This is a genomic window from Streptomyces sp. NPDC002499 (assembly GCF_053595415.1).
Map to the genome: position 1 here is coordinate 501,670 of NZ_JBSFXO010000008.1, position 24,035 is coordinate 525,704.

General features: G+C 72.0%; 17 protein-coding genes. 12 read left to right on the top strand and 5 right to left on the bottom strand.

Going from position 1 to position 24,035, the window contains the following annotated elements; genetic code table 11:
• Positions 1 to 108: 108 nt before the first annotated feature.
• A complete protein-coding gene (locus tag ACWD5F_RS25125; RefSeq protein WP_451257498.1) occupies positions 109 to 1,623 on the bottom strand; it encodes an amino acid permease in 1,515 nt (504 codons plus the stop codon).
• A gap of 25 nt (positions 1,624 to 1,648) precedes the next feature.
• Positions 1,649 to 2,638 (bottom strand): hypothetical protein, encoded by a 990-nt coding sequence (locus ACWD5F_RS25130; protein ID WP_451257499.1) that lies wholly within the window; start codon positions 2,636 to 2,638, stop codon positions 1,649 to 1,651.
• A gap of 379 nt (positions 2,639 to 3,017) precedes the next feature.
• Here ACWD5F_RS25130 and ACWD5F_RS25135 point away from each other — a divergent pair, with 379 nt between their 5' ends.
• From ACWD5F_RS25135 to ACWD5F_RS25155, 5 genes are all read left to right on the top strand, one after another.
• Positions 3,018 to 4,457, top strand: coding sequence for an FGGY family carbohydrate kinase (locus tag ACWD5F_RS25135; protein WP_451257582.1), 1,440 nt, complete (start codon positions 3,018 to 3,020; stop codon positions 4,455 to 4,457).
• Positions 4,454 to 5,857, top strand: a complete 1,404-nt coding sequence (locus ACWD5F_RS25140; protein ID WP_451257501.1) for an FAD-dependent oxidoreductase — start codon at positions 4,454 to 4,456, stop codon at positions 5,855 to 5,857. Before ACWD5F_RS25135 ends, ACWD5F_RS25140 begins: the two co-directional genes overlap by 4 nt.
• 17 nt (positions 5,858 to 5,874) lie before the next feature.
• Positions 5,875 to 6,075, top strand: a complete 201-nt coding sequence (locus ACWD5F_RS25145) for a hypothetical protein (protein WP_451257503.1) — start codon at positions 5,875 to 5,877, stop codon at positions 6,073 to 6,075.
• Positions 6,072 to 7,286: an NAD(P)/FAD-dependent oxidoreductase gene (locus tag ACWD5F_RS25150; RefSeq protein WP_451257505.1), complete on the top strand. Its 1,215-nt coding sequence runs from the start codon at positions 6,072 to 6,074 to the stop codon at positions 7,284 to 7,286. The genes ACWD5F_RS25145 and ACWD5F_RS25150 overlap by 4 nt, the downstream gene beginning before the upstream one ends.
• 145 nt (positions 7,287 to 7,431) lie before the next feature.
• On the top strand, positions 7,432 to 8,145 hold the full coding sequence (locus ACWD5F_RS25155; RefSeq protein ID WP_451257507.1) for an SDR family oxidoreductase: 714 nt from the start codon (positions 7,432 to 7,434) through the stop codon (positions 8,143 to 8,145).
• Between the two features lie 25 nt (positions 8,146 to 8,170).
• On the opposite strand, the gene ACWD5F_RS25160 is transcribed toward ACWD5F_RS25155, so the two are convergent.
• Positions 8,171 to 9,151 carry a lysylphosphatidylglycerol synthase transmembrane domain-containing protein gene (locus ACWD5F_RS25160; RefSeq protein WP_451257509.1) on the bottom strand — a complete coding sequence of 327 codons (981 nt, stop codon included), beginning with the start codon at positions 9,149 to 9,151 and terminating at the stop codon, positions 8,171 to 8,173.
• Between the two features lie 207 nt (positions 9,152 to 9,358).
• On the opposite strand from ACWD5F_RS25160, the gene ACWD5F_RS25165 reads away from it, so the two are divergent.
• From ACWD5F_RS25165 to ACWD5F_RS25175, 3 genes are all read left to right on the top strand, one after another.
• Positions 9,359 to 11,257, top strand: a complete 1,899-nt coding sequence (locus ACWD5F_RS25165) for an ABC transporter ATP-binding protein (protein WP_451257584.1) — start codon at positions 9,359 to 9,361, stop codon at positions 11,255 to 11,257.
• A 196-nt stretch (positions 11,258 to 11,453) separates the two neighbouring features.
• The gene (locus tag ACWD5F_RS25170; protein WP_451257511.1) at positions 11,454 to 12,032 is read left to right on the top strand and encodes a hypothetical protein; all 579 of its coding nucleotides are present in this window, start codon (positions 11,454 to 11,456) and stop codon (positions 12,030 to 12,032) included.
• Positions 12,033 to 12,188: 156 nt separating this feature from the next.
• Entirely contained in the window at positions 12,189 to 12,545 is a 357-nt protein-coding gene (locus tag ACWD5F_RS25175; protein WP_451257513.1) for a GNAT family N-acetyltransferase, read from the top strand.
• A 449-nt stretch (positions 12,546 to 12,994) separates the two neighbouring features.
• On the opposite strand, the gene gndA is transcribed toward ACWD5F_RS25175, so the two are convergent.
• Complete coding sequence (gndA, locus tag ACWD5F_RS25180; protein WP_401711654.1) at positions 12,995 to 14,434, bottom strand: NADP-dependent phosphogluconate dehydrogenase; 1,440 nt, start codon at positions 14,432 to 14,434, stop codon at positions 12,995 to 12,997.
• 286 nt (positions 14,435 to 14,720) lie between these two features.
• Here gndA and ACWD5F_RS25185 point away from each other — a divergent pair, with 286 nt between their 5' ends.
• On the top strand, positions 14,721 to 15,920 hold the full coding sequence (locus ACWD5F_RS25185; RefSeq protein ID WP_451257516.1) for a transglycosylase family protein: 1,200 nt from the start codon (positions 14,721 to 14,723) through the stop codon (positions 15,918 to 15,920).
• On the opposite strand, the gene ACWD5F_RS25190 is transcribed toward ACWD5F_RS25185, so the two are convergent.
• Complete coding sequence (locus ACWD5F_RS25190; protein ID WP_451257518.1) at positions 15,910 to 17,079, bottom strand: DMT family transporter; 1,170 nt, start codon at positions 17,077 to 17,079, stop codon at positions 15,910 to 15,912. The genes ACWD5F_RS25185 and ACWD5F_RS25190 overlap by 11 nt on opposite strands.
• Before the next feature lie 487 nt (positions 17,080 to 17,566).
• Here ACWD5F_RS25190 and glgA point away from each other — a divergent pair, with 487 nt between their 5' ends.
• The 3 genes from glgA to ACWD5F_RS25205 all read left to right on the top strand — a co-directional run bounded on the left by glgA (position 17,567) and on the right by ACWD5F_RS25205 (position 23,969).
• The gene (gene glgA, locus ACWD5F_RS25195) at positions 17,567 to 18,718 is read left to right on the top strand and encodes a glycogen synthase (RefSeq protein ID WP_451257520.1); all 1,152 of its coding nucleotides are present in this window, start codon (positions 17,567 to 17,569) and stop codon (positions 18,716 to 18,718) included.
• An 81-nt stretch (positions 18,719 to 18,799) separates the two neighbouring features.
• Complete coding sequence (gene glgC, locus ACWD5F_RS25200; protein WP_451257522.1) at positions 18,800 to 20,020, top strand: glucose-1-phosphate adenylyltransferase; 1,221 nt, start codon at positions 18,800 to 18,802, stop codon at positions 20,018 to 20,020.
• A gap of 85 nt (positions 20,021 to 20,105) precedes the next feature.
• Positions 20,106 to 23,969 carry a tetratricopeptide repeat protein gene (locus tag ACWD5F_RS25205; protein WP_451257524.1) on the top strand — a complete coding sequence of 1,288 codons (3,864 nt, stop codon included), beginning with the start codon at positions 20,106 to 20,108 and terminating at the stop codon, positions 23,967 to 23,969.
• Positions 23,970 to 24,035: the final 66 nt, after the last annotated feature.

Consider the following 24,035-nt stretch of genomic DNA (forward strand, 5'->3'; position numbering starts at 1 on the left):
CGGGAACCGGATGTGAAGTGTCGTCACGTTGCCACCTGCTCGATACGGGAAGTGCGAGCGTTCATCGTGCCCTATCCCGCACGGCAGTTCGTACCTGACCAGCGCGGATCAGACAATGCCCTCCGCGAGTTCGGCCTGCTCGTGGTCCGATCCGTACGCGGCCGTCCTGGGCGTTCCGTACGAACGGCGGGCGACATACCACCACACAGTGGCGAGGACGAGTACGACGGCGAGCGCGACGGACGCGTAGTTCATCGAGTCGACCGTCACCGGCGACGACTGCGGCAGACAGAACAGCACCGTCACGCAGGCCACCCACACCACGGCGACCCAGCCGACCGGTTTGCTCCACCGGCCCAACTGCCAGGGCCCGGGCGTGAATCGGTCGCCCGCGCGCAGCCGCAGCAGGACGGGGATGGCGTACGCCGGGGTGATGCCGATGACGTTGATGGCAGTGACCGCGCCGTACGCCGTCGCCGAGTACAGGGACGGCAGGGCGAGCAGGCCGGCCACCACCACGGCCAGCCAGACGGCCGCCACCGGGGTCTGGGTGCGGATGCTGACCTTGCGCCACAGGCCGGAACCGGGCAGGGCGCCGTCCCGGCTGAAGGCGAACACCATGCGGCTGGCGGCGGCCACCTCGGCGTTGCCGCAGAAGAGCTGGGCCACGATCACCACGAGCAGCAGCGCGCTCGCGCCGTCGGTGCCCAGACCGTCGAGCAGGATCTGCGCGGGCGGCACCCCGGTGTCGCTGGCGCGGGTGGCGGCGTAGTCCTGGATGGCGAAGGTGAGGCCCGCGAGCAGCACGAAGCCCGCTATCCAGGACACCCAGATGGAGCGCACGATCCCCTTCGCCGCCGACACCGAGGCGTTGGAGGTCTCCTCGGAGAGGTGGGCGGAGGCGTCGTAGCCGGAGAAGGTGTACTGGGCGAGGAGGAGGCCGATCGCCGCCACGTAGAGGGGGTTGGACCAGCCGGTGTCGTTCACGAACTCGGTGAACACGAAGGACGGCGACTGGTGGTGGTCGGGGACGATCGCCAACGCGCCGACTATGGCGGCGACTCCGGCCAGGTGCCACCACACGCTGATCGAGTTGAGCACGCTGACCAGCCGGACCCCGAAGAGGTTCAGCACGCCGTGCAGCAGCAGGATCGCCACGAAGATCAGCATAATCTTGCCCGGTGTCGGCTCGAAGCCCCACTGGATGCTCGCGAACGCGCCCGTGAACAGGGCGGCCCCGTAGTCGATGCCGGCGATCGCACCTAAGAGACCGAGCAGATTCAGCCACCCCGTGTACCAGCCCCAGCGCCGGCCGCCGAGCCGGTCGGCCATGTAGTACAGGGCGCCGGAGGTCGGGTACGCGCTGGTGACCTCGGCCAGTGCGAGCCCCACGCACAGCACGAACAGGCCTACGCCAGCCCAGCCCCACAGCATCACGGCGGGGCCGCCGGCGCCCATGCCGAAGCCGTACAGGGTCATGCAGCCGGACAGGATCGAGATCACCGAGAAGCTGATCGCGAAGTTGCCGAAGCCGCCCATCCGGCGGGCCAGCACCGGCCGGTAGCCGAGTTCGCGGAGGCGCTCCTCTTCGTCGTGCGGGTGGGGACTGCTCGTGCTCGACATGCGGAAACCTCCGGGGGAAGGACGGTCAGGACTGCTTGCGCGCCGCCGAACTGCGCGTCCGGGCCTGGAGGAAGACCTCCAGCGCCTGGGCGCGGTCGCCGGGGTCGGCGGCGCGATGGATCCACGGGACGGGCGTCCAGTACGGGCCGAGCGCGTCGAACACCCGGGCCGCGTCAGGGAATTGGAGGGCGCCCCACAAGGCGTGGGCGAGATGGTTGAGGTCGAGCGGGGAGCGCTCGTCGCTGCGGGTGACCTCGAACCAGGAGTGCAGGACCTGCCGGGTCTCCCGGCCGGCGTCCTCGGCGACCCAGTGCAGATCCAGCGCGGCGTCCCGGGCGCCGGTGCGCCGATAGCGCTCGACGCGTACGTACAGCGGCAGGACGTGCAGGGCGGACCCCGGCGGTGCCGTGTCCGCGGCCCACTGGGCGAACCCGGTCGCCTCCGCGAGGCGTCCGGCGGGGCCGCGCGCGTACAGGAACTGCAGCATGCGGTGGTACGCCTCGCGGTTGTACGGGTCCCGCTTGCCGGCCTCCGCCAGCAGCCCCCACGGCCCCGGCGGCAGCATCGCCTCGGGCGGCGCCACCCGGTGCTCGGGCCGTAACTGCTCCCGGTCGAGCGGGGCGAGGGCCAGCAGACACACCCAGGGGACCGGGTCCTGCGGTGCGGCCCGGGCCGCCGCGTCGCACGACTGCCAGGCCTCCCGCCACAGTTCACGCGTGCGGCCGTGGTCCTCCCGGTGTGCCCGCAGCGCGCGCTCCACGGCGACCCGGGCGTGCATCACGAGGGCCGGGACACTGTGCGGTTCCTCGTCGAGCCAGGTCCGCACGACGTCGGTGCTGGCCGCCGCGGTGGCGAGCACCTGGGTGCGCTGTGTCCACCGCCACCACGTGGTGGTGTCGGCGAGCAGACCGCGCATGGACATCCAGCGTCCGGTGCGCAGGTCCTGGAGGGCGGCGCGCAGGGCCGGGTCGTGCCCGGCGGGGTCGTAGGTGGGACGTGCTCCTTCTCGGGCCATTCAGCCGCCCGCCCCGTGGTGGGGGCGGGGCCTGGCGGAGTGGAGTAACAAACAGCCCTCCTGCGGGCGACGATCGAGGGGTGTGCGATCGGACGGCGGCCACTGTAGGGGTGCGGGTCCCCTCGCTCCACCGGTTTCCCTGATGCTGGCGTATACCCGTGTGTCCAAAGGGAGTTGACCAGTTGTCAGCGTTGCTTGACGCGGCAGGCGGCGCGGCGGCAGTCTGGCGCGCAGTGATCGCCGGGAGAGCTGAGCCGGGAGCCGAGACGAAGGAACCGGGACGGGGGAGTCGAAGGGGTTCGGGATACCGGGCGTTCTGTCTTTTCGGGATGTGCAAGGGATTTCGTCGGGACAGGAGACTTCGTTGGCAGACGCAGCGATGACAGGTGCGGTACTCGCCGTCGACCAGGGCACGTCCGGCACCAAGGCGCTCGTCCTGTGCCCCGAACGCGGCGTCATCGGCACCGGGTTCGCCGCCGTGCACCCCCGCCATCTGCCCGGCGGCCTGGTGGAGGTCGACCCGGAGGAGCTGTACCGCTCGGTGCTCGACGCCGGCTCCCGCGCCCTCGCCGAGGCCCGTGAACCCGTCGTGGCCATGGGCCTGGCCAACCAGGGCGAGACCGTCCTGGCCTGGGACCCGGACACCGGCCGCCCGCTCACCGACGCCCTGGTCTGGCAGGACCGCCGGGCCGAGAGCGTCTGCGCCGAACTCGCCGCGCACGCCGACGAGTTGCGCGCCCTGACCGGCCTGCCCCTGGACCCGTACTTCGCAGCCCCCAAGATGGCCTGGATCCGCCGCCACCTCACCCGAGAGGGCGTCGTCACCACCAGCGACACCTGGCTCGTGCACCGCCTCACCGGCGCCTTCGTCACCGACGCGGCCACCGCGGGGCGCACCCAACTCCTCGACCTCGACCGCGTACGGTGGTCGCCGCGCGCGCTGGACCTCTACGGGCTGTCGGACGAACGGCTCCCCGAGATCGTCGACAACGCCCAACCGGTCGGCATCACACGCGAGTTGGGGCCGGAGCTGCCGCTCACCGGCCTCGCCGTCGACCAACAGGCCGCCCTGCTCGCCCAGCGCGTCACCGCCCCCGGCAGCGCCAAGTGCACCTACGGCACAGGCGCGTTCCTCCTCGCCCACACCGGCGACGCACCACGGCACGGCACCTCGGGACTGGTCAGTTGTGTCGCCTGGCGGGTGGTCGGGCGCACCGGCTACTGCCTCGACGGCCAGGTCTACACGGCCGCCTCCGCGGTGCGCTGGCTCACCGACCTCGGCGTGATCAAGGGCGCGGGCCACCTCGACACGGTCGGCGGCGCTGTTCCCGACAGCGGTGGCGTCACCTTCGTACCGGCCCTCGCCGGGCTCGCCGCCCCCTGGTGGCGCGGCGACCTGCGCGGCTCGCTCACCGGACTCGGCCTCGACACCACCCCCGGGCACCTGGTGCGCGCCCTGTGCGAAGGCCTCGCCGCCCAGGTCGTCGAACTCGCCGACGCGGCCGCCACCGACCTCGGGGAACCCCTTCGGGAACTGCGCGTCGACGGCGGTCTGACCCGCTCGGCCCTGCTCATGCAGACCCAGGCCGACCTGCTGCAACGCCCCGTCGAGGTGTCCGCCCTGCCCGACGCCACCGCGCTCGGCGTCGGCACCCTGGCCCGCATAGGCGCCCGGCCCGGGCTCACGGTCGCCGACGCACTGCCGGACTGGAAGCCGGCCGCCGTCTACGAGCCGCGCATCACCGCCGACGAGGCCGCCGAACGCCTGGCCGGCTTCCGCCGCGAGGTCGCCGCACTGCTGGACCGGGCCCCCGCGTGACGGTCACCGCGAGCGGGCTGCTGCCCCGGACCGTGTACGACGTCGCGATCGTCGGCGCCGGAGTCGTCGGCTGCGCGATCGCCCGCCGGCTGGCCCGCCACGCGGATCTCCGGATCGCCCTCGTCGAGGCCCAGGACGATGTCGGCCAGGGCACCTCGAAGGCCAACACCGCCATCCTGCACACCGGGTTCGACGCGGTCCCCGGCTCGCTGGAGGCACGGCTGGTCCGGGAGGGTTCTCGCCAACTCGCGCTCTACGCAGCCGAGTCGGGCATCCCCGTCGAACCGGTCGGCGCGCTGCTGGTCGCCTGGGACGAGGAACAGCTCGCCGCCCTGCCGGGCCTGGCCGAGAAGGCCGAACGCAACGCCTACGCGGACGCCCGCCAGCTCGGACCCGCCGAACTCTACGCACGAGAACCGCACTTGGGCCCCGGCGCCCTCGGGGCCCTGCACATCCCCGGCGAGAGCATCATCTGCCCCTGGACGACGACTCTGGCGTACGCCACCCAGACGGTCCGGCACGGAGTCGACCTGCACCTCAACTCCCGGGTGGAGAAGGTCGGTCGGGAGGGCGGCGTCCACCGCCTCGGCACCACCCGCGGCCCACTTCGCGCCCGCCGGCTCGTCAACGCGGCCGGGCTGCACGCCGACACCCTCGACCGACGGCTCGGCCACGACGACTTCGCGGTCACCCCCCGCCGCGGCCAACTCCTCGTCTTCGACAAGTTCGCCCGCGCCCTGGTCCACCACATCCTGCTGCCCGTTCCCACGGCCCTCGGCAAAGGCGTCCTGGTCGCCCCCACCGTCTACGGCAACGTCCTGCTCGGCCCGACCGCCGAGAACCTGCACGACAAGCACGCCACCGGCTCCACCGCCGACGCCCTGTCCCGCCTGCGCGAACAGGGCCGCCGCATCCTGCCCGACCTGCTCGACGAGGAGGTCACCGCCGTCTACGCCGGACTGCGCGCCGCCACCGAGCACGAGGACTACCGCATCCTCGCCCACCCCGAGCAGGCCACCGTCACCGTCGGCGGCATCCGCTCCACCGGCCTCACCGCCTCCCTCGCCATCGCGGACCACGTCACCGCCCTACTGGCCGACACCGGCCTTGAGTTGACCCCACCCCGCGACCTGACCCCGATCCACATGCCCAACCTCGGCGAGGCCTTCCCCCGCCCCTACCAACGCCCCGAACTCATCGCCCAGGACCCCGAGTACGGCACCCTCGTCTGCCACTGCGAACGCGTCTCCCGCGGCGAGATCCGCGACGCCCTCACCAGCACGATCGCGCCCCACTCCGTCGACGGCCTGCGCCGCCGCACCCGCGCCCGCTCGGGCCGCTGCCAGGGCTTCCACTGCGGCGCGGCGGTACGGGCGTTGTTCGAGGGGGCGCGGGGGTGACGGCGGTGGAGGTGCTCATGATGGATACCGGCCCGGCGGCCACCACTCGCCCGGCGGTGGCGGGCGCGGGTCGCGTCGAGGTCCCGGACCGGGAGTCGCGGGCCGCGGAAGCACGGAGGCATCGCGTGCCCGGCGGCCTTGAGAATCAGCCGCGCCTGCTTCTCCGCCTGGCCCGCGCCCGCCAGCTCACCGCCGCCTTCGAGGGGGCCCGCGCATGAGGGACGTCGATGTCCTCGTCGTGGGCGCCGGCCCGGCCGGCCTCGCGGTCGCCGCGTGCCTGGCCGTGGCCGGTGTGGGGCAAGTGGAGGTGCTGGACCGTGAGTTGAGGGCCGGGGGAGTGCCGCGGCACTGCGCCCACGGCGGCTTCGGTACGTGGCTGCATCCGCTCACCGGCCCCGGTTACGCCCGCCTGCTCACCACGGCGGCGGCACGCGCGGGCGCGGTCGTCCGCACGGGAGTGACCGCCCTCGACTGGGTGGGCCCCCTGTCGCTCACCACCGTGAGTCCCGACGGCCCCGAGACCCTCCGCGCCCGTGCGATCGTCCTGGCCACCGGCGCCCGCGAACGCCCCCGCGCCGCCCGGCTGGTACCCGGCACCCGGCCCGCCGGCGTCCTCACCACCGGCGAACTCCAGCAGGCCGTCCACCTCCACGGACAGCGGATCGGCAGCCGAGCGGTGGTCGTCGGCGCGGAGGACGTCTCCTACGCCGCCGCCGACACGGTGGTGGCGGCCGGAGCCGATGTCGTCGCCATGGTCACGGAGTTGCCGTACTCCCAGTCCATGCCGGTCCGCGCCCAGACCACCCGACTCCGCCACCGCGTCCCACTCCTGACCGACACGACCGTCGTCGAACTCCTCGGCCACGGGCGTCTGTCGGGCGTCCGGGTGCGGCACCGGGCGGGCCGTACGGCCGTACTGCCCTGCGACACCGTCGTGTTCACCGGCGACTTCGTCCCCGACCACGAACTCGCCCGACGCGGCGGCATCGACCTGGACCCCGGCACCCGCGGCCCCGCCGTCGACGGCGCCCTGCGCACCTCCAGCCCCGGCGTCTTCGCGGCCGGCAGTCTGCTGCACGCCGTGGAGAGCGCGGCCACGGCGGCCGAAGAGGGGACGCACACGGCCCGCGCCGTCCGGGAGTGGCTCACGGGTACGACCTGGCCGACCGGCGTCCCCCTCACCGTCGCCCCGCCCCTGCGGTGGATCGCCCCGAACCGTGTCACCCCGACCGACCGTCACCCGTACGTCCTGCGCACCACCACCCTCCTCAACCGCCCCCTCCTGCACGTCACCCAGGACGGCCGCCTGCTGCACCGCCAGCGCGTCTGGACGGCCGTCCCGAACCGCACGGTGCGGCTCGCCGCCGGCTGGGCGGGCGCGGTCGATTCGGAGGGCGGTCCGGTCGAGGTGACGGTCGGCCGGCCGTGAACGGCCCCGATCGGCCGGTCATGAACACCCCCGATCTCGCACAGTCCACCCCGTGGAGTTGATCGGCGGTCCGTTGATCCACCCGCTGTGCGAGGCTGAAGGTCCCGTACTGATCCCGTGCTGGTCCCATACCGAGGGAGTGCCGATGGCAGCCGAGCGCACGGCCCCGCCGGTCGCCCTCGTGACCGGCGCCAACCGAGGCATCGGATACGAGGTCGTACGGCAGCTCGCCGACCGAGGGCATCGGGTACTGCTCGGCTCCCGTGACCTCGCCAAGGGCCGTGCCGCCGCGGCCCGCATCGACCCGCGGGGCGAGCGCGTGACCGCCGTCCAGCTCGACGTCTCCGACGCGGCGAGCGTGACCGCCATGGGCGAGTGGGTCACCCGGGAGGTGGGGCGCGTCGACGTCGTCGTGAACAACGCCGCGATCCTCTACGACACCTGGGCCCAGGCCCGGTCCGCGGATCTGGCCGAGGTCCAACGCGCCCTGGACACCAACCTGTTCGGCGCCTGGCGGGTCACCCAAGCGCTGCTTCCGCTGCTGCGGCGCAGCCCGCATCCACGGGTGGTCATGGTCAGCAGCGAGGCCGCCTCCCTGCACTCGATGAGCGGCGGCACCCCCGCCTACGGCGTCTCCAAGGCCGCGCTCAACGCCCTCACCTGCCTGCTCGCCGGCGAACTGCGCCGGCAGCGCGTCCTCGTCAACGCCATCTGCCCCGGCTGGGTCGCCACCGACATGGGCGGTGGCGGTGGCCGGCCCGTCGCCGACGGCGCCGCCGGAATCGTCTGGGCGGCCACCCTGCCCGACAACGGGCCCACCGGCGGCTTCTTCCGGGACGGCAAGCCGGTCCCCTGGTGACACCACCCGATCAGGCCGACCGGGCTCAGATCACCTTCAACCGCACCAACGCACCCAGCGTCAACGCCCCCGGCAGCAACGGCAGCCACACCGTGATGATCCGATACGCCAGCACCACCGCCGTCGCCACGGCCGCCGGGCCGCCCGCCGCCACCAACGCCACGATCAGCGCCGCTTCCACGGAGCCGATACCGCCCGGTGTCGGGACCAGCGCGACCGCGACCGTCGCCGCCAGATAGGCCACCGCCATGTGCGCGGGCGGCACCGACAGGCCGAGCGCCTGTCCGACCAGGACCAGCCCGGCCGCCTGGAGCGCGGGGAAGGCGAGCGAGCCGCCCCACAGGGCGAGGGCGCGGGAGGGCCGGGTGTGCACCGAGCGCAGTTCGCCCAGCGCGGTACGGAGGAAGGACAGCGCGGCCGTCCGCAGCCGTCGTACGAACGCGAACACCGCACCCGCCACGAGCAGTACGCCGCCGACGGCGATCAGCAGCGGGCCGATCGCACCCTCGGGCAGCAGCTCACCGAACCGCAGCGCACCCGGGAACACCAGCAGCAGAGCGACCAGCAGGCCCACCCTGGCGACGCACTCCGCCAGCAGATACAGGGCGAGCGCGGCCGAGGAGCGGGCGAGCGGGATCCCGCAGACCGACATGAACCGCAGATTGACGGCGCTCGCGCCGAGGCCGGTGGGCAGGAGGTGGTTGGCGGAGCCGGCCGCGAACTGCGTGGCCAGCAGCCGCCGTCGGGGCAGCCGGTCGACGACCGCGCCCTGCCGGGTGAAGGCGGCCGCCACCCAGGTCAGACAGGTGGCGCCGACCGCGGCCAGCAGCCAGGGCAACTGGGCCTCCCGGAGATGGCCGAAGCCCTCGGCCAGCACCGACCAGTGCTGCACGGCGACGGCGACGACCAGCAGGAGCGGAAGCAGACACAGGATCTGGCGGACCGGGACGCGTCGGGGGAATCGTCCTTTGGGGAGTGGTCCTTCGGGGAGCTGAACCGTGGTCACATCTGAAGAGGGTCTCCGCACCGCGCCAACGGCGGGTGGCTGAATCACGGCCAGAGGCTTACAGACGGACAGCGGCTGGGGAGGGGCTGTCATGGGGTCCTTGGAGTCCTTGAGGGAATGGGGGGCGTGGGGGTTCCTGGGGAGCGGAGGCTTCGAAGGCGCCTTGACCTCAAGGATGCTTGAGGTTCTACGTTCTCTCCCATGAGCATGGAGACCACGGCGTGGACACAGCTGCAGAGTGTCATGAACGCCCAACAGGAGAGCCGCCCCTTCGCCCGCGCCACCCTGCGCCGCATCGGCGCCTACGCCCGTCCGCACCGGGCGCGCATCGCCCGGTTCGTGGTGCTCGGGGTGGTGACCGCACTGCTCGCCGTCGCCACCCCCGTCCTGGCCGGACGCGTCGTGGACGCGATCGTGTCGGGCGGCGACGAGGGCACGGTCGTACGCCTCGCCCTGCTCATCGCCTTGATGGCGGTTCTGGAGGCGGCGCTCGGCATCCTCGGCCGAAGGCTCTCGGCGACCCTGGGGGAAGGGCTCATCCTCGATCTGCGGACGGCTGTGTTCGATCATGTGCAGCGCATGCCCGTCGCGTTCTTCACACGTACTCGTACGGGCGCGCTCGTCTCCCGTCTCAACAACGACGTCATCGGCGCCCAACGCGCGTTCAGCAACACCCTGTCCGGAGTGGTCAGCAACCTGGTCACGCTGCTGCTGACCCTCGCCGTCATGCTCACCCTGTCCTGGCAGATCACCCTGCTCGCGCTGGCGCTGCTCCCGGTGTTCGTGATCCCGGCCCGGCGGATGGGCAGCCGCATGGCCGGCATGCAGCGCGAGGCGGCCACGCTCAACGCGGCGATGGGCACCCGGATGACCGAGCGCTTCTCGGCCCCCGGCGCCACCCTCGTCAAGCTCTTCGGGCGCCCGGAGGAGGAGTCCGAGGAGTTCGCGGCCCGTGCCCGCCGGGTCCGTGACGTCGGCGTCCGCACCGCGACCGCCCAGTCGGCGTTCATCACCGCCCTGACCCTCGTCTCGTCCCTGGCGCTCGCCCTGGTCTACGGACTCGGCGGCTGGTTCGCCCTGCGCGGCACCCTGGAGCCGGGCGCGGTCGTCTCCCTCGCCCTCCTCCTGACCCGTCTGTACGCGCCGCTCACCTCGCTGGCCGGCGCCCGGGTCGAGGTGATGAGCGCGCTGGTCAGCTTCGAGCGCGTCTTCGAAGTACTGGACCTGGAGCCCCTGATCACCGACAAACCGACCGCCCGCGAGGTGCCCGAGGGCCCGGTCGCCGTCGAGTTCGAGAACGTCCGCTTCGGCTACCCGTCCGCCGACAAGGTCTCGCTCGCCTCCCTGGAGGAGGTCGCCTCCCTCGACACCCGCGGCGGCGCCGAGGTCCTGCACGGCATCTCCTTCCGCGCCGAACCCGGCCGGACCGTGGCCCTCGTCGGCTCCTCCGGCGCGGGCAAGTCGACCATCGCCCAACTCCTGCCGCGCCTCTACGACGTCGACGAGGGCGCCGTACGCATCGGCGGCACCGACGTCCGCGACCTGACCGGTGCCTCCCTGCGCGCCACGCTCGGCATGGTCACCCAGGACGGCCACCTCTTCCACGACACCGTCCGCGCCAACCTCCAACTGGCCAGGCCCGGCGCGACCGAGGCCGAGCTGTGGGACGCCCTGCGCCGCTCCCGCCTCGACGATCTCGTACGGTCCCTGCCCGACGGCCTCGACACGGTGGTCGGCGAGCGCGGCTACCGCCTCTCCGGCGGCGAACGCCAACGCATGACCATCGCCCGGCTGCTGCTGGCCCGTCAGCGCGTGGTCATCCTCGACGAGGCCACCGCCCACCTCGACAACACCTCGGAGGCCGCCGTCCAGGAGGCGCTGACCGAGGCACTGTCGGGCCGCACCGCGGTGGTCATCGCCCACCGCCTCTCCACCGTCCGCTCGGCCGACCAGATCCTGGTCGTCGAGTCGGGCCGGATCGTGGAACGCGGCACGCACGACGAGTTGCTGACGGCGGGTGGACGGTACGCCGAGCTGTATCGGACGCAGTTCGCGCGGCAGCCGGAGGACGCGGTCGCGGACACCTCACGTGAGGCGGCCGCGTGAAGCGGCCCGTACCCTGACGGCCGAATGCGCGGGCGGTACGGAAGACGGTGTGCGTGGGCGAGAACCCGCAGGTAGGCGCTTTCTCGAAGGCACAAGGGGGCGGGGAGCCCGGCGCGCGGCCGGTTGCGGGGTGCCGACGGGGTTCTCACGGTGAGCCCTAGAGAGCTGCACCTGACAGCCCCCGAAAGGAATGTGCATGTCCCCCCTGGTTTCCCGTGGACTGCTCCTGCCGTCCCTCCTCTGCGCCGCGCTGGTCTTCGGCCCCGTCGTCGGCACCGCCTCCGCGCAGTCGTCCGTCCCCGGGGCGTCCACGGCCGCCGGGGCGCAGGACCTCGGCGTATGGCTCGACGACCTGCGGGAGGTCCGCGGTACCGCCGCGGCCGACCCCCTGCTCGGCGTGCTGAGCGACCTCACCGACCGCACCGGCCGGCCCCTCGACGCGACGGAGGCCGCCGCGTACACCAAGGCCGTCGAGACCGCGTACGCCTCGCTCAGGCAGCGCGTGCAGGAGCGGCCCGCCGCCCCCGACAGTGCGACGGCCCTGGCCGCCGACCCGATCTCCGACGCCGTGGCCCAGCTCCAGTCGGCGGTCGACAAGCTGGTCTCGGCACTGTCCTCCCTCGACCTGGGCGCGGTACTGGGCGCGGTCACCGGCCTGTTGTCGCCGGTGCTCTCCCTGGTCACCGGCGTCCTGGGCAGCGCGGTGCCGCCGCTGCCGGCGCTCCCGCCCCTGCCTCTGCCCGCGCTTCCCGTACCGGGGAGCCCGGCTCAGTAGCGGGACTTCGGTGCCGACGGCCGCCCGGCGGGACCCCTCGCCGGGCGGCCGTCGCCCATCCCGGGTTCCTTGTGATCGAGTGATCATCGTCCGTTACGCTCGGGAGACCGACGCCGGCCGTACCGGCCTGATCCGCCGATTCCCAGGAGCGTGTTCATGAGCGACATCGAGATCCGCGACGACCGGGCGGCGGGCCGCCTGGAGGCCTTCGGCGACGGCGGCGCGGACGGCGAAGTCGTCGGCCACATCCAGTACTTCGTCCTCGAATCCCCCGAGCGCGCCCTGGTCCCGGTCCACACGATCGTGGAGCAGGCCCACGAGGGAAAGGGCATCGCGGGCCGGCTCGCACGCGAGGTGTACGCCATCGCCGAGCGCGAGGGCATCGTCGTCGCCCCGCTCTGCCCGTACGTCGTCAAATGGGCCGCCCGCCACCCCGAGGTCGCCCCGCCGTCCGACCCGGAGCTGCTGCGCGCGGCGAAGGAGTGGCTGGTGGCGCACCCCGGACGGTTCTGACCGCCCCTCGGCCCACTTGGTCCTCGTACCGTCACACGGGAGCGCGAGTGTGAACGCGGGTGTCGGGTACGCGGGGGGAGTAGTCCAGAGCAGACATCCACCCGCACGCACCGAGGAGGCCTCGATGACCGAGCCCTACCCCAGCCCCACACCCGGACCGGCCCCCGTGCCGGACCCGTACCCTTCCCCGGGCCCCGAGCCGGCGCCTCCAGGCCCGGCCCCCACGCCGAGCCCGCCGCCGCCGACCCCCACCCCGCCGCCCCCGGCGCCGGCACCGCCGGGTCCGGCACCGACCCCCGATCCGGTCCGCCCGGACCCGATGCCGGCCCCGGAACCGGGCTCACCGCTGACCTGAGCGGGCACGCACGAAGAGACGGTGGTCGGACGCCCGTCGAGGGCGTCCGACCACCGTCTCCTTGTCTTTTCCCGCTTGCCGCCGCGCGCGAGCGCTACGCGGTGACCTCCGAGCGGTCCCCGCCCCACAGCGTGTGGAACGAGCCGTCCTTGTCCGTGCGCCGGTAGGTGTGCGCGCCGAAGAAGTCGCGCTGGCCCTGCGTCAGCGCGGCGGGCAGGCGCTCCGCGCGCAGGCCGTCGTAGTAGGCGAGGGCCGCGGCGAAGCCCGGGGTCGCCACGCCCTGGCGGGTCGCGGCGATCAGCACCTCGCGCCAGTCGTCCTGCGCCGCCGCGATCTCCCGCGCGAACGTCTCGTCGGAGAGCAGGCTCGGCAGGTCGGGACGGGTGTCGTAGGCCTCGCGGATGCGGTCCAGGAAGGCCGCGCGGATGATGCAGCCGCCGCGCCAGATCGAGGAGACCGCGCCGAGGTCGATGTTCCAGTCGTACTCGTCGCTGCCCGCCGAGATCTCGTGGAAGCCCTGCGTGTACGACACGATCTTCGACGCGTACAGCGCCTGCTCGACCTGGTCGGCGAAGGCCGCCGCCTCGGCCTCGCCCAGCGGCGACGCCGTCGGTCCGGCCAGACCGCGCGAGGCCTCGCGCAGCGCCGCGTGACCGGAGAGGGAGCGGGCGAAGACCGCCTCCGCGATACCGGAGACCGGGACGCCGAGGTCGAGGGCGATCTGGACCGTCCAGCGGCCGGTGCCCTTCTGCTCGGCCTGGTCGACGACCACGTCCACGAACGGCTTGCCCGTGTCCGCGTCCACGTGGGACAGCACCTCGGCGGTGATCTCGATCAGGTACGAGTCGAGCCGGCCGGTGTTCCAGGTGCGGAAGATCTCGGCGATCTGCGCGGGGGAGTACCCGGCGACATCGCGCAGCAGCTGGTACGCCTCGCCGATCAGCTGCATGTCGGCGTACTCGATGCCGTTGTGGACCATCTTCACGAAGTGCCCGGCGCCGTCGGGGCCCACGTGCGTGACACAGGGCGCCTCGTCCGCGGCCTTCGCGGAGATCTTCTCCAGCATCGGGCCGAGCGAGTCGTACGACTCCTTCGGGCCACCCGGCATGATGCTCGGGCCGTGCAGCGCGCCCTCCTCGCCGCCGGAGACGCCCATGCCGACGAAGTGGATGCCCTGCTCGCGCAGGTCGCGCTCGCGGCGCCGGGTGTCCGCGAAGTGCGCGTTGCCGCCGTCGATGATCATGTCGCCGGGCTCGAGGAGCGGGGCGAACTCCTGGATCACCGCATCGGTGGGCTCACCGGCCTTGACCATGATGACCAGCCGCCGGGGCCGCTCCAGCGCGGCGACGAACTCCTTGGCGGTGTCGGCCGCGATGAAGTCGCCCTCGTTCCCGAACTCCTCGACCAGGGCGTGCGTGCGCGCCGCCGTCCGGTTGTGCAGCGCGACCGTATAGCCGTTGCGGGCGAAGTTACGGGCGAGATTGCGGCCCATGACCGCGAGACCCGTGACGCCGATCTGGGCTGAAGTGCTCATTCGGTTGGCTCCTAGAGGATCCGATTTCGGTGGTGCCGGTCGTGCCCGTCAGTATCGCCCCACCGACCATCCTGACGTGCCGGTACGTGGGGCGCACGTCCGGAGTGCGTGACATGCCGTCCGCAGATACGTACAGCCAACCCCACCTGCCTCAGCCGAAACACAACGAGGGTTTATTCCTGGTCACTTGTGAGACAGGGAGGCTGATTTCCCGTCTTGTCATGGCCTGTTCGGGGCGCTTAGTTTTGGCCTTCCTGCCTGACGCCTGTCGATGGGGGCTTGGGACATGGCCGTACGCGGCCGGCACCGCCGGTATCAGCCCAACACGATCAACCGCGCCTCGCTCACCGTCACGGCGGGCAGCGTCGGCATGGCGATTCCGCTCATCGGAGCCGGCTCGGCCCATGCCGCCGACGTGTCCACCTGGAACAAGGTGGCCGCCTGCGAGTCGAGCGGGAACTGGAGCATCAACACCGGCAACGGGTATTACGGCGGGCTCCAGTTCACCCGGTCGACCTGGGCGGCGTACGGCGGCACCAAGTACGCGCCGCGCGCCGACCTGGCCACCAAGGACCAGCAGATAGCCGTCGCCGAGAAGGTCCTGGACGGACAGGGGCCCGGCGCCTGGCCGGTGTGCTCGGTACGGGCCGGGCTGACCCGCGGCGGTGACACCCCGGACATCCACCCGGCGGGCGGCGGCGGGCAGAGCGCCGAGCAGACGGCCAAGAAGAGCACGAAGAAGACCGGCAGGACCTCCGTGCAGGACGTGCAGCCGCAGACCACGCCCCAGTCCAGGGCGGGCACGGCGGAGATGTACACGGTGGTCCGTGGCGACTCCCTCTCCGAGATCGCCGAGACCGAGCACGTCCCGGGCGGCTGGCAGCGGCTGTACGCCGCGAACCGGAAGACCGTCGGCTCCGACCCCGACCTGATCATGCCGGGCCAGCGGCTCGACCTGCGGGCGAAGGCGACGCCGAAGACGCACACCACGGCGAGCACGGCCACGGAGACGAAGAAGAAGACGTCCACCGAGACCGAGGAGAAGGTCGAGAAGAAGACCGAGGAGAAGGCCGGCACCCGGCACTCCCTCGTCGCCCCGGTGAACGCGGCCACCGGCACCCAGTACCACGCGACCGGCTCCTCGTGGTCGAAGGGCTACCACACCGGCGTCGACTTTCCCGTCCCCACCGGCACCTCGGTGAAGGCGGTCGGGGCGGGCAAGGTCGTCACCGCCGGCTGGGGCGGCTCCTTCGGCTACCAGGTGGTGCTCCGGCACGCCGACGGCCGCTACACCCAGTACGCCCATCTGTCGGCCATCTCCGTGCGGGCCGGGCAGTCGGTGGGCGAGGGGCAGCGGCTCGGGCGCTCGGGGTCCACCGGAAACACCACGGGCCCGCATCTGCACTTCGAAGTGCGGACGGGGCCCGGATTCGGTACGGACATCGACCCTCTCGCGTATCTCAGGGCCGGTGGCGTCAAGATTTGACGCGTACCCGGTGCCGATCCACGAGTGGCAACGGCAGGTAGGTGCCGCCGAAGAAGGGACCGTGGAAGCCGTAGGGCGCCGGCGCTTCGTCGTCCTCGTCCCTGCTCGTGTCCGCGGCGGGGGACGAGGAGTCGGCGTCCCCGTCGTAGGACGGGTCCGCGGCCGCTCCCTGAGCCTGTGCCGGTACGAGGATCTCCTCACGGAGTTCCTCGCGCTCCCGCACGTTCTCGTGGCGCGCGGCCACCGGCTGCTCGGGCAGCGCCGCCAGGTGTTCCTCGGCGGGTGCCGCGGCGGCGGGCTCGGGCAGGACCGGGGCCGTCTCCGGGGTGGTGCGGGAGAGGCGCTCGGTCGTCAGCAGGATCAGGCCGCCGGCCGCCACCACACCGCAGCTCAGCGCGAGCGCCGTGCCCGTGGTGCCGTAGCGGAAGGTCTCGCCGAACATCGTGATGCCCACAGCAGCCGCTATCACCGGGTTCACCACGGTCAGCGTGGCCAGCGGGGCCGCGAGGCCCGCGCCGCGGTAGGAGGCCTGGGACAGCAGCATGCCGGCCGTGGCGAAGACACCGATCACGGCCAGGGAGGGCAGGTCCGAGGCGGTCACACCGCCGCTCCAGTCGACCGCCACCGTCTTGGTGAACACCGAGGACATGCCGAACGCTATGCCGGACCCGGTCGCGAGCAGCATGCTGCGCACCGCCGGGTGCCGGTGGGCGGCGCGGCCCGCGATCATCAGGGCCACGACCACACCGCCGGTGACCACGGCCACGCCCACACGCTGGGCGGTGTCGAGGGACTGCGAGTCGGACGCGCCGACCAGGGAGAGCAGACCGGCCAGGCCCACGGTCGCCATGATCGCGCCCCGCCAGGCGGTCGCACCGGCCTTGCGGCCCACGAAGAGCGCCGCCATGGGCAGCGCGAAGACGATGGTGAGGGCGCCGAGCGGCTGCACCAGGCTGAGCGGGCCGTAGGCCAGCGCCGCCACGTGCAGGATGCCGCCCAGGCCGTTCAACGCGACCGCCGCCCACCAGGTCGGGCGGCGCAGCGGCGCGTACTGCTCGTCCGGGGAGGACACCGCGACGTGCTCCTGCACGATCGCGCCGCCGGCGTAGGCCACGGCGGACACGAGCGACAGCAGCACGGACAACGCGAGGGCATTCATGAGCTGCTCCTCTGCGTGAGGCGGGGGCGCTGGGCCCGGCGCGGCGAACGGTCGTCCTTCATACCGAACACGATGCCCTGTCGAACTGTTCCCGTCGTCGTCCCTGAGCAGGCATTGGGTCCTACTGCCGATGGAGTACGAATCGGGCGTTGTCCTCCCCAGGGTGGGTGACACGGGGTGGACTCCTCGGGGCCGCACCCCCTAGAGGCCTTGGTACTACTGGCCTTCGTGGACCTCGCCCCCGAGACCGCCGCCCGCACCGCACTCGAGGTCCGCTCGGTACTACGCACGGCCGGACAGGTACCCGGCCCTTACCTCCAAGTTTCGCATATGCTGACAAAAACCTGTTATCGGATGTTTAAGAAAATTCCGTAACTTTTCGTGTTCGAAGGGGCGCCGATTCCCGCGGGCCCCCGAGTTGCTCTTCCGCGCGCGGCACATCTGGGTGACCATGTGGGAACCGGCTGCGGAGACCAGGGGGTTGTGGGTGCGAGTGGGACTGCTGACCCGGGAGTACCCGCCGGACGTGTACGGCGGCGCGGGTGTCCATGTCGAGTTCCTCGCCCGGGAGTTGAGCTCCCTGGTCGACCTGGAGGTGCACTGCTGGGGCGAGGGCCGCGGCGTGGGCGTCGTACGCCACCGCTCCTGGGCCGCCCTGGACACCGCCAACGACGCCCTGCGCACCTTCTCCGTCGACCTCGCCATGGCCGCGGGGCTCGAAGGCCGCGAGCTCGCGCACTCCCACACCTGGTACGCCAACCTCGCAGGACACTTCGGCAAGCTGCTGTACGGCATACCGCACGTGATGACCGCCCACTCCCTGGAGCCGCTGCGCCCCTGGAAGGCCGAGCAGCTCGGCGGCGGCTACGCCCTGTCCAGCTGGGCCGAGCGCACCGCGATCGAGACGGCCGACGCCGTGATCGCCGTGTCCGGGGCCATGCGCGAGGACATCCTCACCTGCTACCCGGCGCTGGATCCGGCCAAGGTCCACATCGTGCACAACGGCATCGACACCGCGCTCTACCGGCCCGACCACGGCACCGACGTCCTGGACCGCATCGGCCTGGACCGGGATCGCCCGTTCGTCCTGTTCGTCGGTCGCATCACCCGCCAGAAGGGCGTCCCGCACCTGCTGCGGGCCGTACGGGACATCGACCCGGCCGCACAGGTCGTCCTGTGCGCCGGCGCGCCCGACACCCCGGAGATCGACCGCGAGTTCCGCGAGCTCTACCAGGAGCTGAGCAGCGTCCGCGAGGGCGTGCACTGGATCCCGCAGATGCTGCCGCGCCCCGAGGTGATCCAGCTCCTCACGCACGCCGCCGTGTTCGTGTGCCCCTCGGTGTACGAGCCGCTCGGGATCGTCAACCTGGAGGCGATGGCCTGCGGCACGCCCGTGGTGGCCTCCCGGGTCGGCGGCATCCCCGAGGTCGTGGACGACGGCAAGACCGGGCTGCTGGTCACCGTGGACGAGGACTTCGAGCCCAACCTCGCGCGAGCGCTGGACTCGGTCCTCGGCGACCCGGAGGCCGCCCGGCGGATGGGCGAGGCGGGCCGGGAGCGCGCGGTGGGCGAGTTCGGCTGGGACGCGGTCGCCCGCCGTACGGTCCGGCTTTACGAGGAGATCCTCAAACAGGGGTAGTAGTACGGAGCTGGCTTCGAACAGGCTTACTCCGCCCAGCTCAAGGGCAGGCATGGGTCAACCACGGTGAGGGGAGCGGCCATGCGTCGGGGTGGTCCTTCGGTGCTCGGAATCGTGCTTGCGGGCGGAGAGGGCAAGCGGCTGATGCCCTTGACCGCGGACCGCGCGAAACCCGCGGTCACCTTCGGCGGTACGTACCGTCTCGTCGATTTCGTTCTCTCCAATCTCGTCAACGCGGACATCCTGCGCATCTGCGTGCTGACGCAGTACAAGTCGCACTCGCTGGACCGGCACATCACCCAGACCTGGCGGATGTCCAGCCTGCTGGGCAACTACGTCACCCCGGTCCCGGCCCAGCAGCGGCTCGGCCCGCGCTGGTACCTGGGCAGCGCCGACGCGATCCTCCAGTCGCTGAACCTGATCTACGACGAGCGGCCCGAGTACGTCGCCGTGTTCGGCGCCGACCACGTGTACCGCATGGATCCGCGGCACATGCTCGCCCAGCACATCGAGAGCGGCGCGGGCGTCACGGTGGCCGGGATCCGCGTCCCGCGCACCGAGTCCTCGTCCTTCGGTGTCATCAGCCCCGGCTCGGACGGCCTGACCGTCGAGCGCTTCCTGGAGAAGCCCGCCGACCCGCCCGGCCTGGCGGACGACCCCGAGTGCGTCTTCGCCTCGATGGGCAACTACGTCTTCACGACCAAGGTCCTGATCGAGGCGCTCCAGCGGGACGCCGAGGACGGGCACTCCGTGCACGACATGGGCGGCTCGATCCTGCCCCAGCTCACCGACCGCGGCGAGGCCCAGCTCTACGACTTCAGCGCCAACCACGTGCCGGGCGAGACCACCCGCGACCAGGGCTACTGGCGGGACGTTGGCACCCTCGACGCGTACTACGACGCCCACATGGACCTCATCGCCGAGCGCCCCGCCTTCAACCTCTACAACCGCAGCTGGCCCATCTACACCCACTCCAACCAGCTCTCCCCGGCCCGCTTCAACGCCGGGGGCATCGCGGGCGAGTCCATCATCAGCGCGGGCTGCCTGATCCGCGGCCAGGTCACGCGGTCGGTCCTGTCACCGGGCGTCGTGGTCGACCCCGGCGCGGTGGTCCAGGGCTCGATCCTGCACGACAACGTCCACATCGGCCGGGGCGCGGTGGTGCGCGGCGCGGTCCTCGACAAGAACGTCGAGGTACCGCCGGGCGCGACGATCGGCGTCAACCCGGAGCGGGACGGCGAGCTGTACACCGTCTCCAAGGGCGGAGTAATTGCCTTGGGGAAGGGACAGTTGGTGACGTAGCCTCCTCGCCGGGGGAGGGGAACGGATGGTACGGGGGAACGCACGACGGTCGCAGGGGGACGAACAGCGGCCGTCGAGCGCAGAGTTGACCAGGGACCGCGAACAAGAGGTGTTCGTCGGCCGGGATGCGGAGCGCGCCCTGTTCGCGGCCGGCATCGCGCGCGATCCCGGCCCGGACGGCTCCCGACGGCTCATCCATGTGCACGGCGTCGCAGGGGTGGGCAAGTCGACGCTGCTGCTGCACTGGCAAGCCACTGCACGTGCGCACGGCGCAGCGACCGCGATGGTCGACGCGTCGGCGCTGTGCGGTGTCGCGGAGGCGATGGAGGCCGTCGGCGCCGAACTCGGCTTCCCGGCGGGCCGGTTGAAGGGTTTCGGCGCGGGGCCGGAGCTCGACGAGAGACAGCGCGAGGCCGACGGGCGGGCTGTGGCCCCCGAGGAGCAACCTCCCGCGCCAAGCGGTCAGGCCCCGACTCAGTCCCCGAAGGGCGCGTCCGCACCGACTCCGGGCGACACAGTCGTCCCCTGGAGGGCGAGCCCCGCCATGATCAGCCGGCCCGTCGACTGGGCGCGTGTCACGGAGCGTGACCAACGGCCGCGCGAACGTGGGACCGACGAACACGACGCCGATACGGTCGCCCGGCTCAGCACAGCTTTCCTGACCGAGTTGGTCCGTCTCGCCCGTCAACAGCCGTTCCTGGTGCTGTTCTTCGACACCTGGGAGCGGTCCGGCGAGTTTCTGGACGAGTGGGTGCGCGCACTCCTGCTGGACAGGTTCGGCCCGTTGCCCGGAAACGTCGTCGTGGTGCTGGCCGGCCAGGACCCGCTGGACGAGAGCGACTGGACCCGACTCCGCGCCCACGTGACCGAGGTGCCGCTGGAGGCCTTCACCGACCGCGAGGCCAGAGACCTGCTCGCGGCCCGCGGAGCGACCGACGAGACGGCGATCACGTCCGTCCTGGACACCGCCCTGGGCCTGCCCCTCCTCCTGGACTTGCTCGCGGGCACCCGCCCCGCGCCCGTCGCCGCGGACGAATCGGTCGGGGAGCCGGTCGACATCGCCGTCGACAGCTACCTCGACCGGATCGACGACACCGGGCAGCGGGACACCGTCCTCGGCTGCTCGCTGCCGCTCCGGTGCGACGAGGAGATCTTCCGTACGGCCTTCCCGGCGGCCGAGCCCGACCTGTTCGCGTGGCTGCGCGCCCAGCCGTTCGTCACCGGCCGTGACGGGTATGTCCAGTACCACGACGTCGTACGCACGAGCATGCTCCGTCGCCGGCGGGCGAGTTCGCCGCAGAACTTGAGCGACGACCACACCCGGCTCGCGGACGCCTTCGCCGACTTGCGCGCGGCCCGCGAGGCGAGCCTGGCGGCCGACAAGCGCTGGGCGGACGGCACTTGGCGCGGTCACCGTCTCGACGAGACCTACCACCGCCTGTGCGCCCACCCCGCACAACACCTCACGGCCGCCCTCGAAGAGATGATCCACGCGGCCGGCCAGGATCTGCCTACCCTGCGCCGCTGGGCCGACCTGCTCACCAGGGCCGGCGTCGACAGCGACGCGCCCGCCGTCGCTGACTGGGGCCGTCGCCTGACCTCGGCGGCGGCCGGTGGGCAAGGCGTCCACGACGGCCTGACCGCCCTGCTGGCGGCTCCCGATCTGAGCCCGGCGGCCCGCGCGAGCGCTCACCTGTACCGGGGCCGGTACCTGCACCACGCGGACCGTCTGGATGACGCGAGCGCCGAACTCGGCCGTGCGATCGACATCGATCCGACCAATGCCGCGGCCCTTGAGGAACGGGGCGTCGTCTGGCACTGGCTCGATTTCGACCCGTACTCGCTGCACGAACTGACCGATGCGCTCGAGCTGGATCCCGGGCTGGTGCGGTCGCACGCCATGAGCGGAGTCGTCGAGTTGTGGCGGGGCTGCCCCGACGACGCGATCCTCGCCTTCGACCGTGCCCTCGCACTCGACTCCGACATCGACTGGGTCCTGTGCCAGCGAGGCCTGGCGCATCTCATCGAGGGCCACCCCGGGCCCGCGCTCGCCGACCTCGACCGGGCCCTGGAGCTGGATCCGGGGTACGAAGTGGCGCTGGCCGTACGCGCGATGGTCCATGAGCAGACGGGACGTCTCGACGAGGCGGTCGCGGATCTGAGCCGGGCGGTGGAGTTGGATCCGGGGTTCGGGTGGGCCCTCGGCCGACGGGGTGCGATCCACCGACAGGCGGGGCGTACGGCTCAGGCGCTCGCGGATCTGGACCGGGCCCTGGAGCTGGATCCCAAGGACGACTGGGCGCTCGCCGCACGTGGCGTACTGCACGGTGACGAGGGGCGCACTGAAGCGGCGCTGGCCGATCTGAACCGGGCGCTGGAGCTGGACCCGCGCCACCTGTGGGCCCTCAACCGGCGCGGTGAGATGCACCGACAGGCGGGCCTCCTGGAAGAGGCGCTGGCCGACGTGAACCGGGCGTTGGAGCTGAGCCCGGAGGACGAATCGATCATCGCCGAGCGTGGTGCGGTGCATGCGGCGGCGGGCCGTCCGGAGGAAGCACTGGCCGATCTGAACCAGGCGCTGGAGATCGATCCGGACTACACCTGGGCCCTTGGGGAGCGTGCTCAGGTGCACCTGAAGGCGGGTCGTCCGGAGGAGGCGCTCGCCGATCTGGACCTCGCCGTGGCCCTGGACCTGAACAACGCCTGGGCCGTCGCCCAGCGGGGTGTGGTGCATCGGGAGGCGGGTCGGCTGGAGGACGCGCTGGCCGACCTCGACCGCGCTGTGGGCCTGAACGCGGACGACGCGTGGACCCTCGGCGAGCGTGCTTTTGTGCACATCGTGGCGGAGCATCCGCAGGAGGCGCTGGCCGATCTGGACCGGGTGGTGGAGCTGGATCCGGATGACGGGTGGGCCTTCGCTCAGCGCGGTGCGGTGCACCGGCAGGCGGGTCGTCCGCAGGAGGCGCTGGTCGACATGAACCGGGCTGTGGAGCTGGACCCGGAGGACGAATGGGCCATCGCCGAGCGTGGTGTGGCCTACTCGGAGGTGGATCGACCGGAGGAGGCCCTGGCCGACCTGGACCGGGCGTTGGAGCTCGACCCGGAGTTCGGATGGGCCTTCACACAGCGTGGTGTGCTGCACAGGGAGGCGAGGCGTCTGGACAAGGCGCTGCCTGATCTGGACCGGGCGTTGGAGCTCGACCCGGAGAGCGACTGGGCCGTCGGCGAGCGTGGTTACGTCCACCAACTGGCCGGACGCCTCGACGAGTCCGTCGCCGACTTCACCCGCGCCATCGAGCTCAACCCCCTGGATCCGTGGGACTTCGCCGAACGCGGACACTCCCATCGGCGAGCAGGACGGTACGAGGAGGCGCTCACCGATCTGAACCGGGCCGTCGAACTCGATCCCGCCCTCGACATGGCTCTCGCGTACCGCGGTGAAACGCATCGGCTGGCCGGCCGACAGGACGACGCCGTCGCCGACTTCACCCGCGCCCTGGAGATCGACCCCTCCTACGACTTCGCCCGACAGCAGCGAGCCCTCACCCACCAGACGGCCGGTCGCCTGGACCAGGCGCGTGCCGACCTGCGGCACCTCCTGGCCAAGGACGACGTGGATATTCAGGTCCGCCTGCAACTGGTGGTGCTCGACAGCCGTGAACACGGACTGGACGCCCACCGCGAGGACTGGCGTGCCGTCCTCGACCTCGCGGACCAGGACGACGACGAGGAAATCACCTGCTTCGCCGCCCTCCTGCGCCCGCTCCTGGTGGACCGCGGCGGCGACATCGAGACACCGGCCCGCCGGAACCTGGAGGTGATCGTCGATCAGGAGGGGGCCGACGACCTCAAGGTCTGGCTGGACGAGTTGGAAGCCGTACCCGGAGACCACGTCCCAGAGGTCCGACGACTGCGCCAACGTCTGCACGATCACCGAGCCCGTCTCTGAACCGACCCGACCGGCCCCTGTTGTCATGTCCCTGGACGGGCAACGGAATCCGTGTTGTCATGCCAA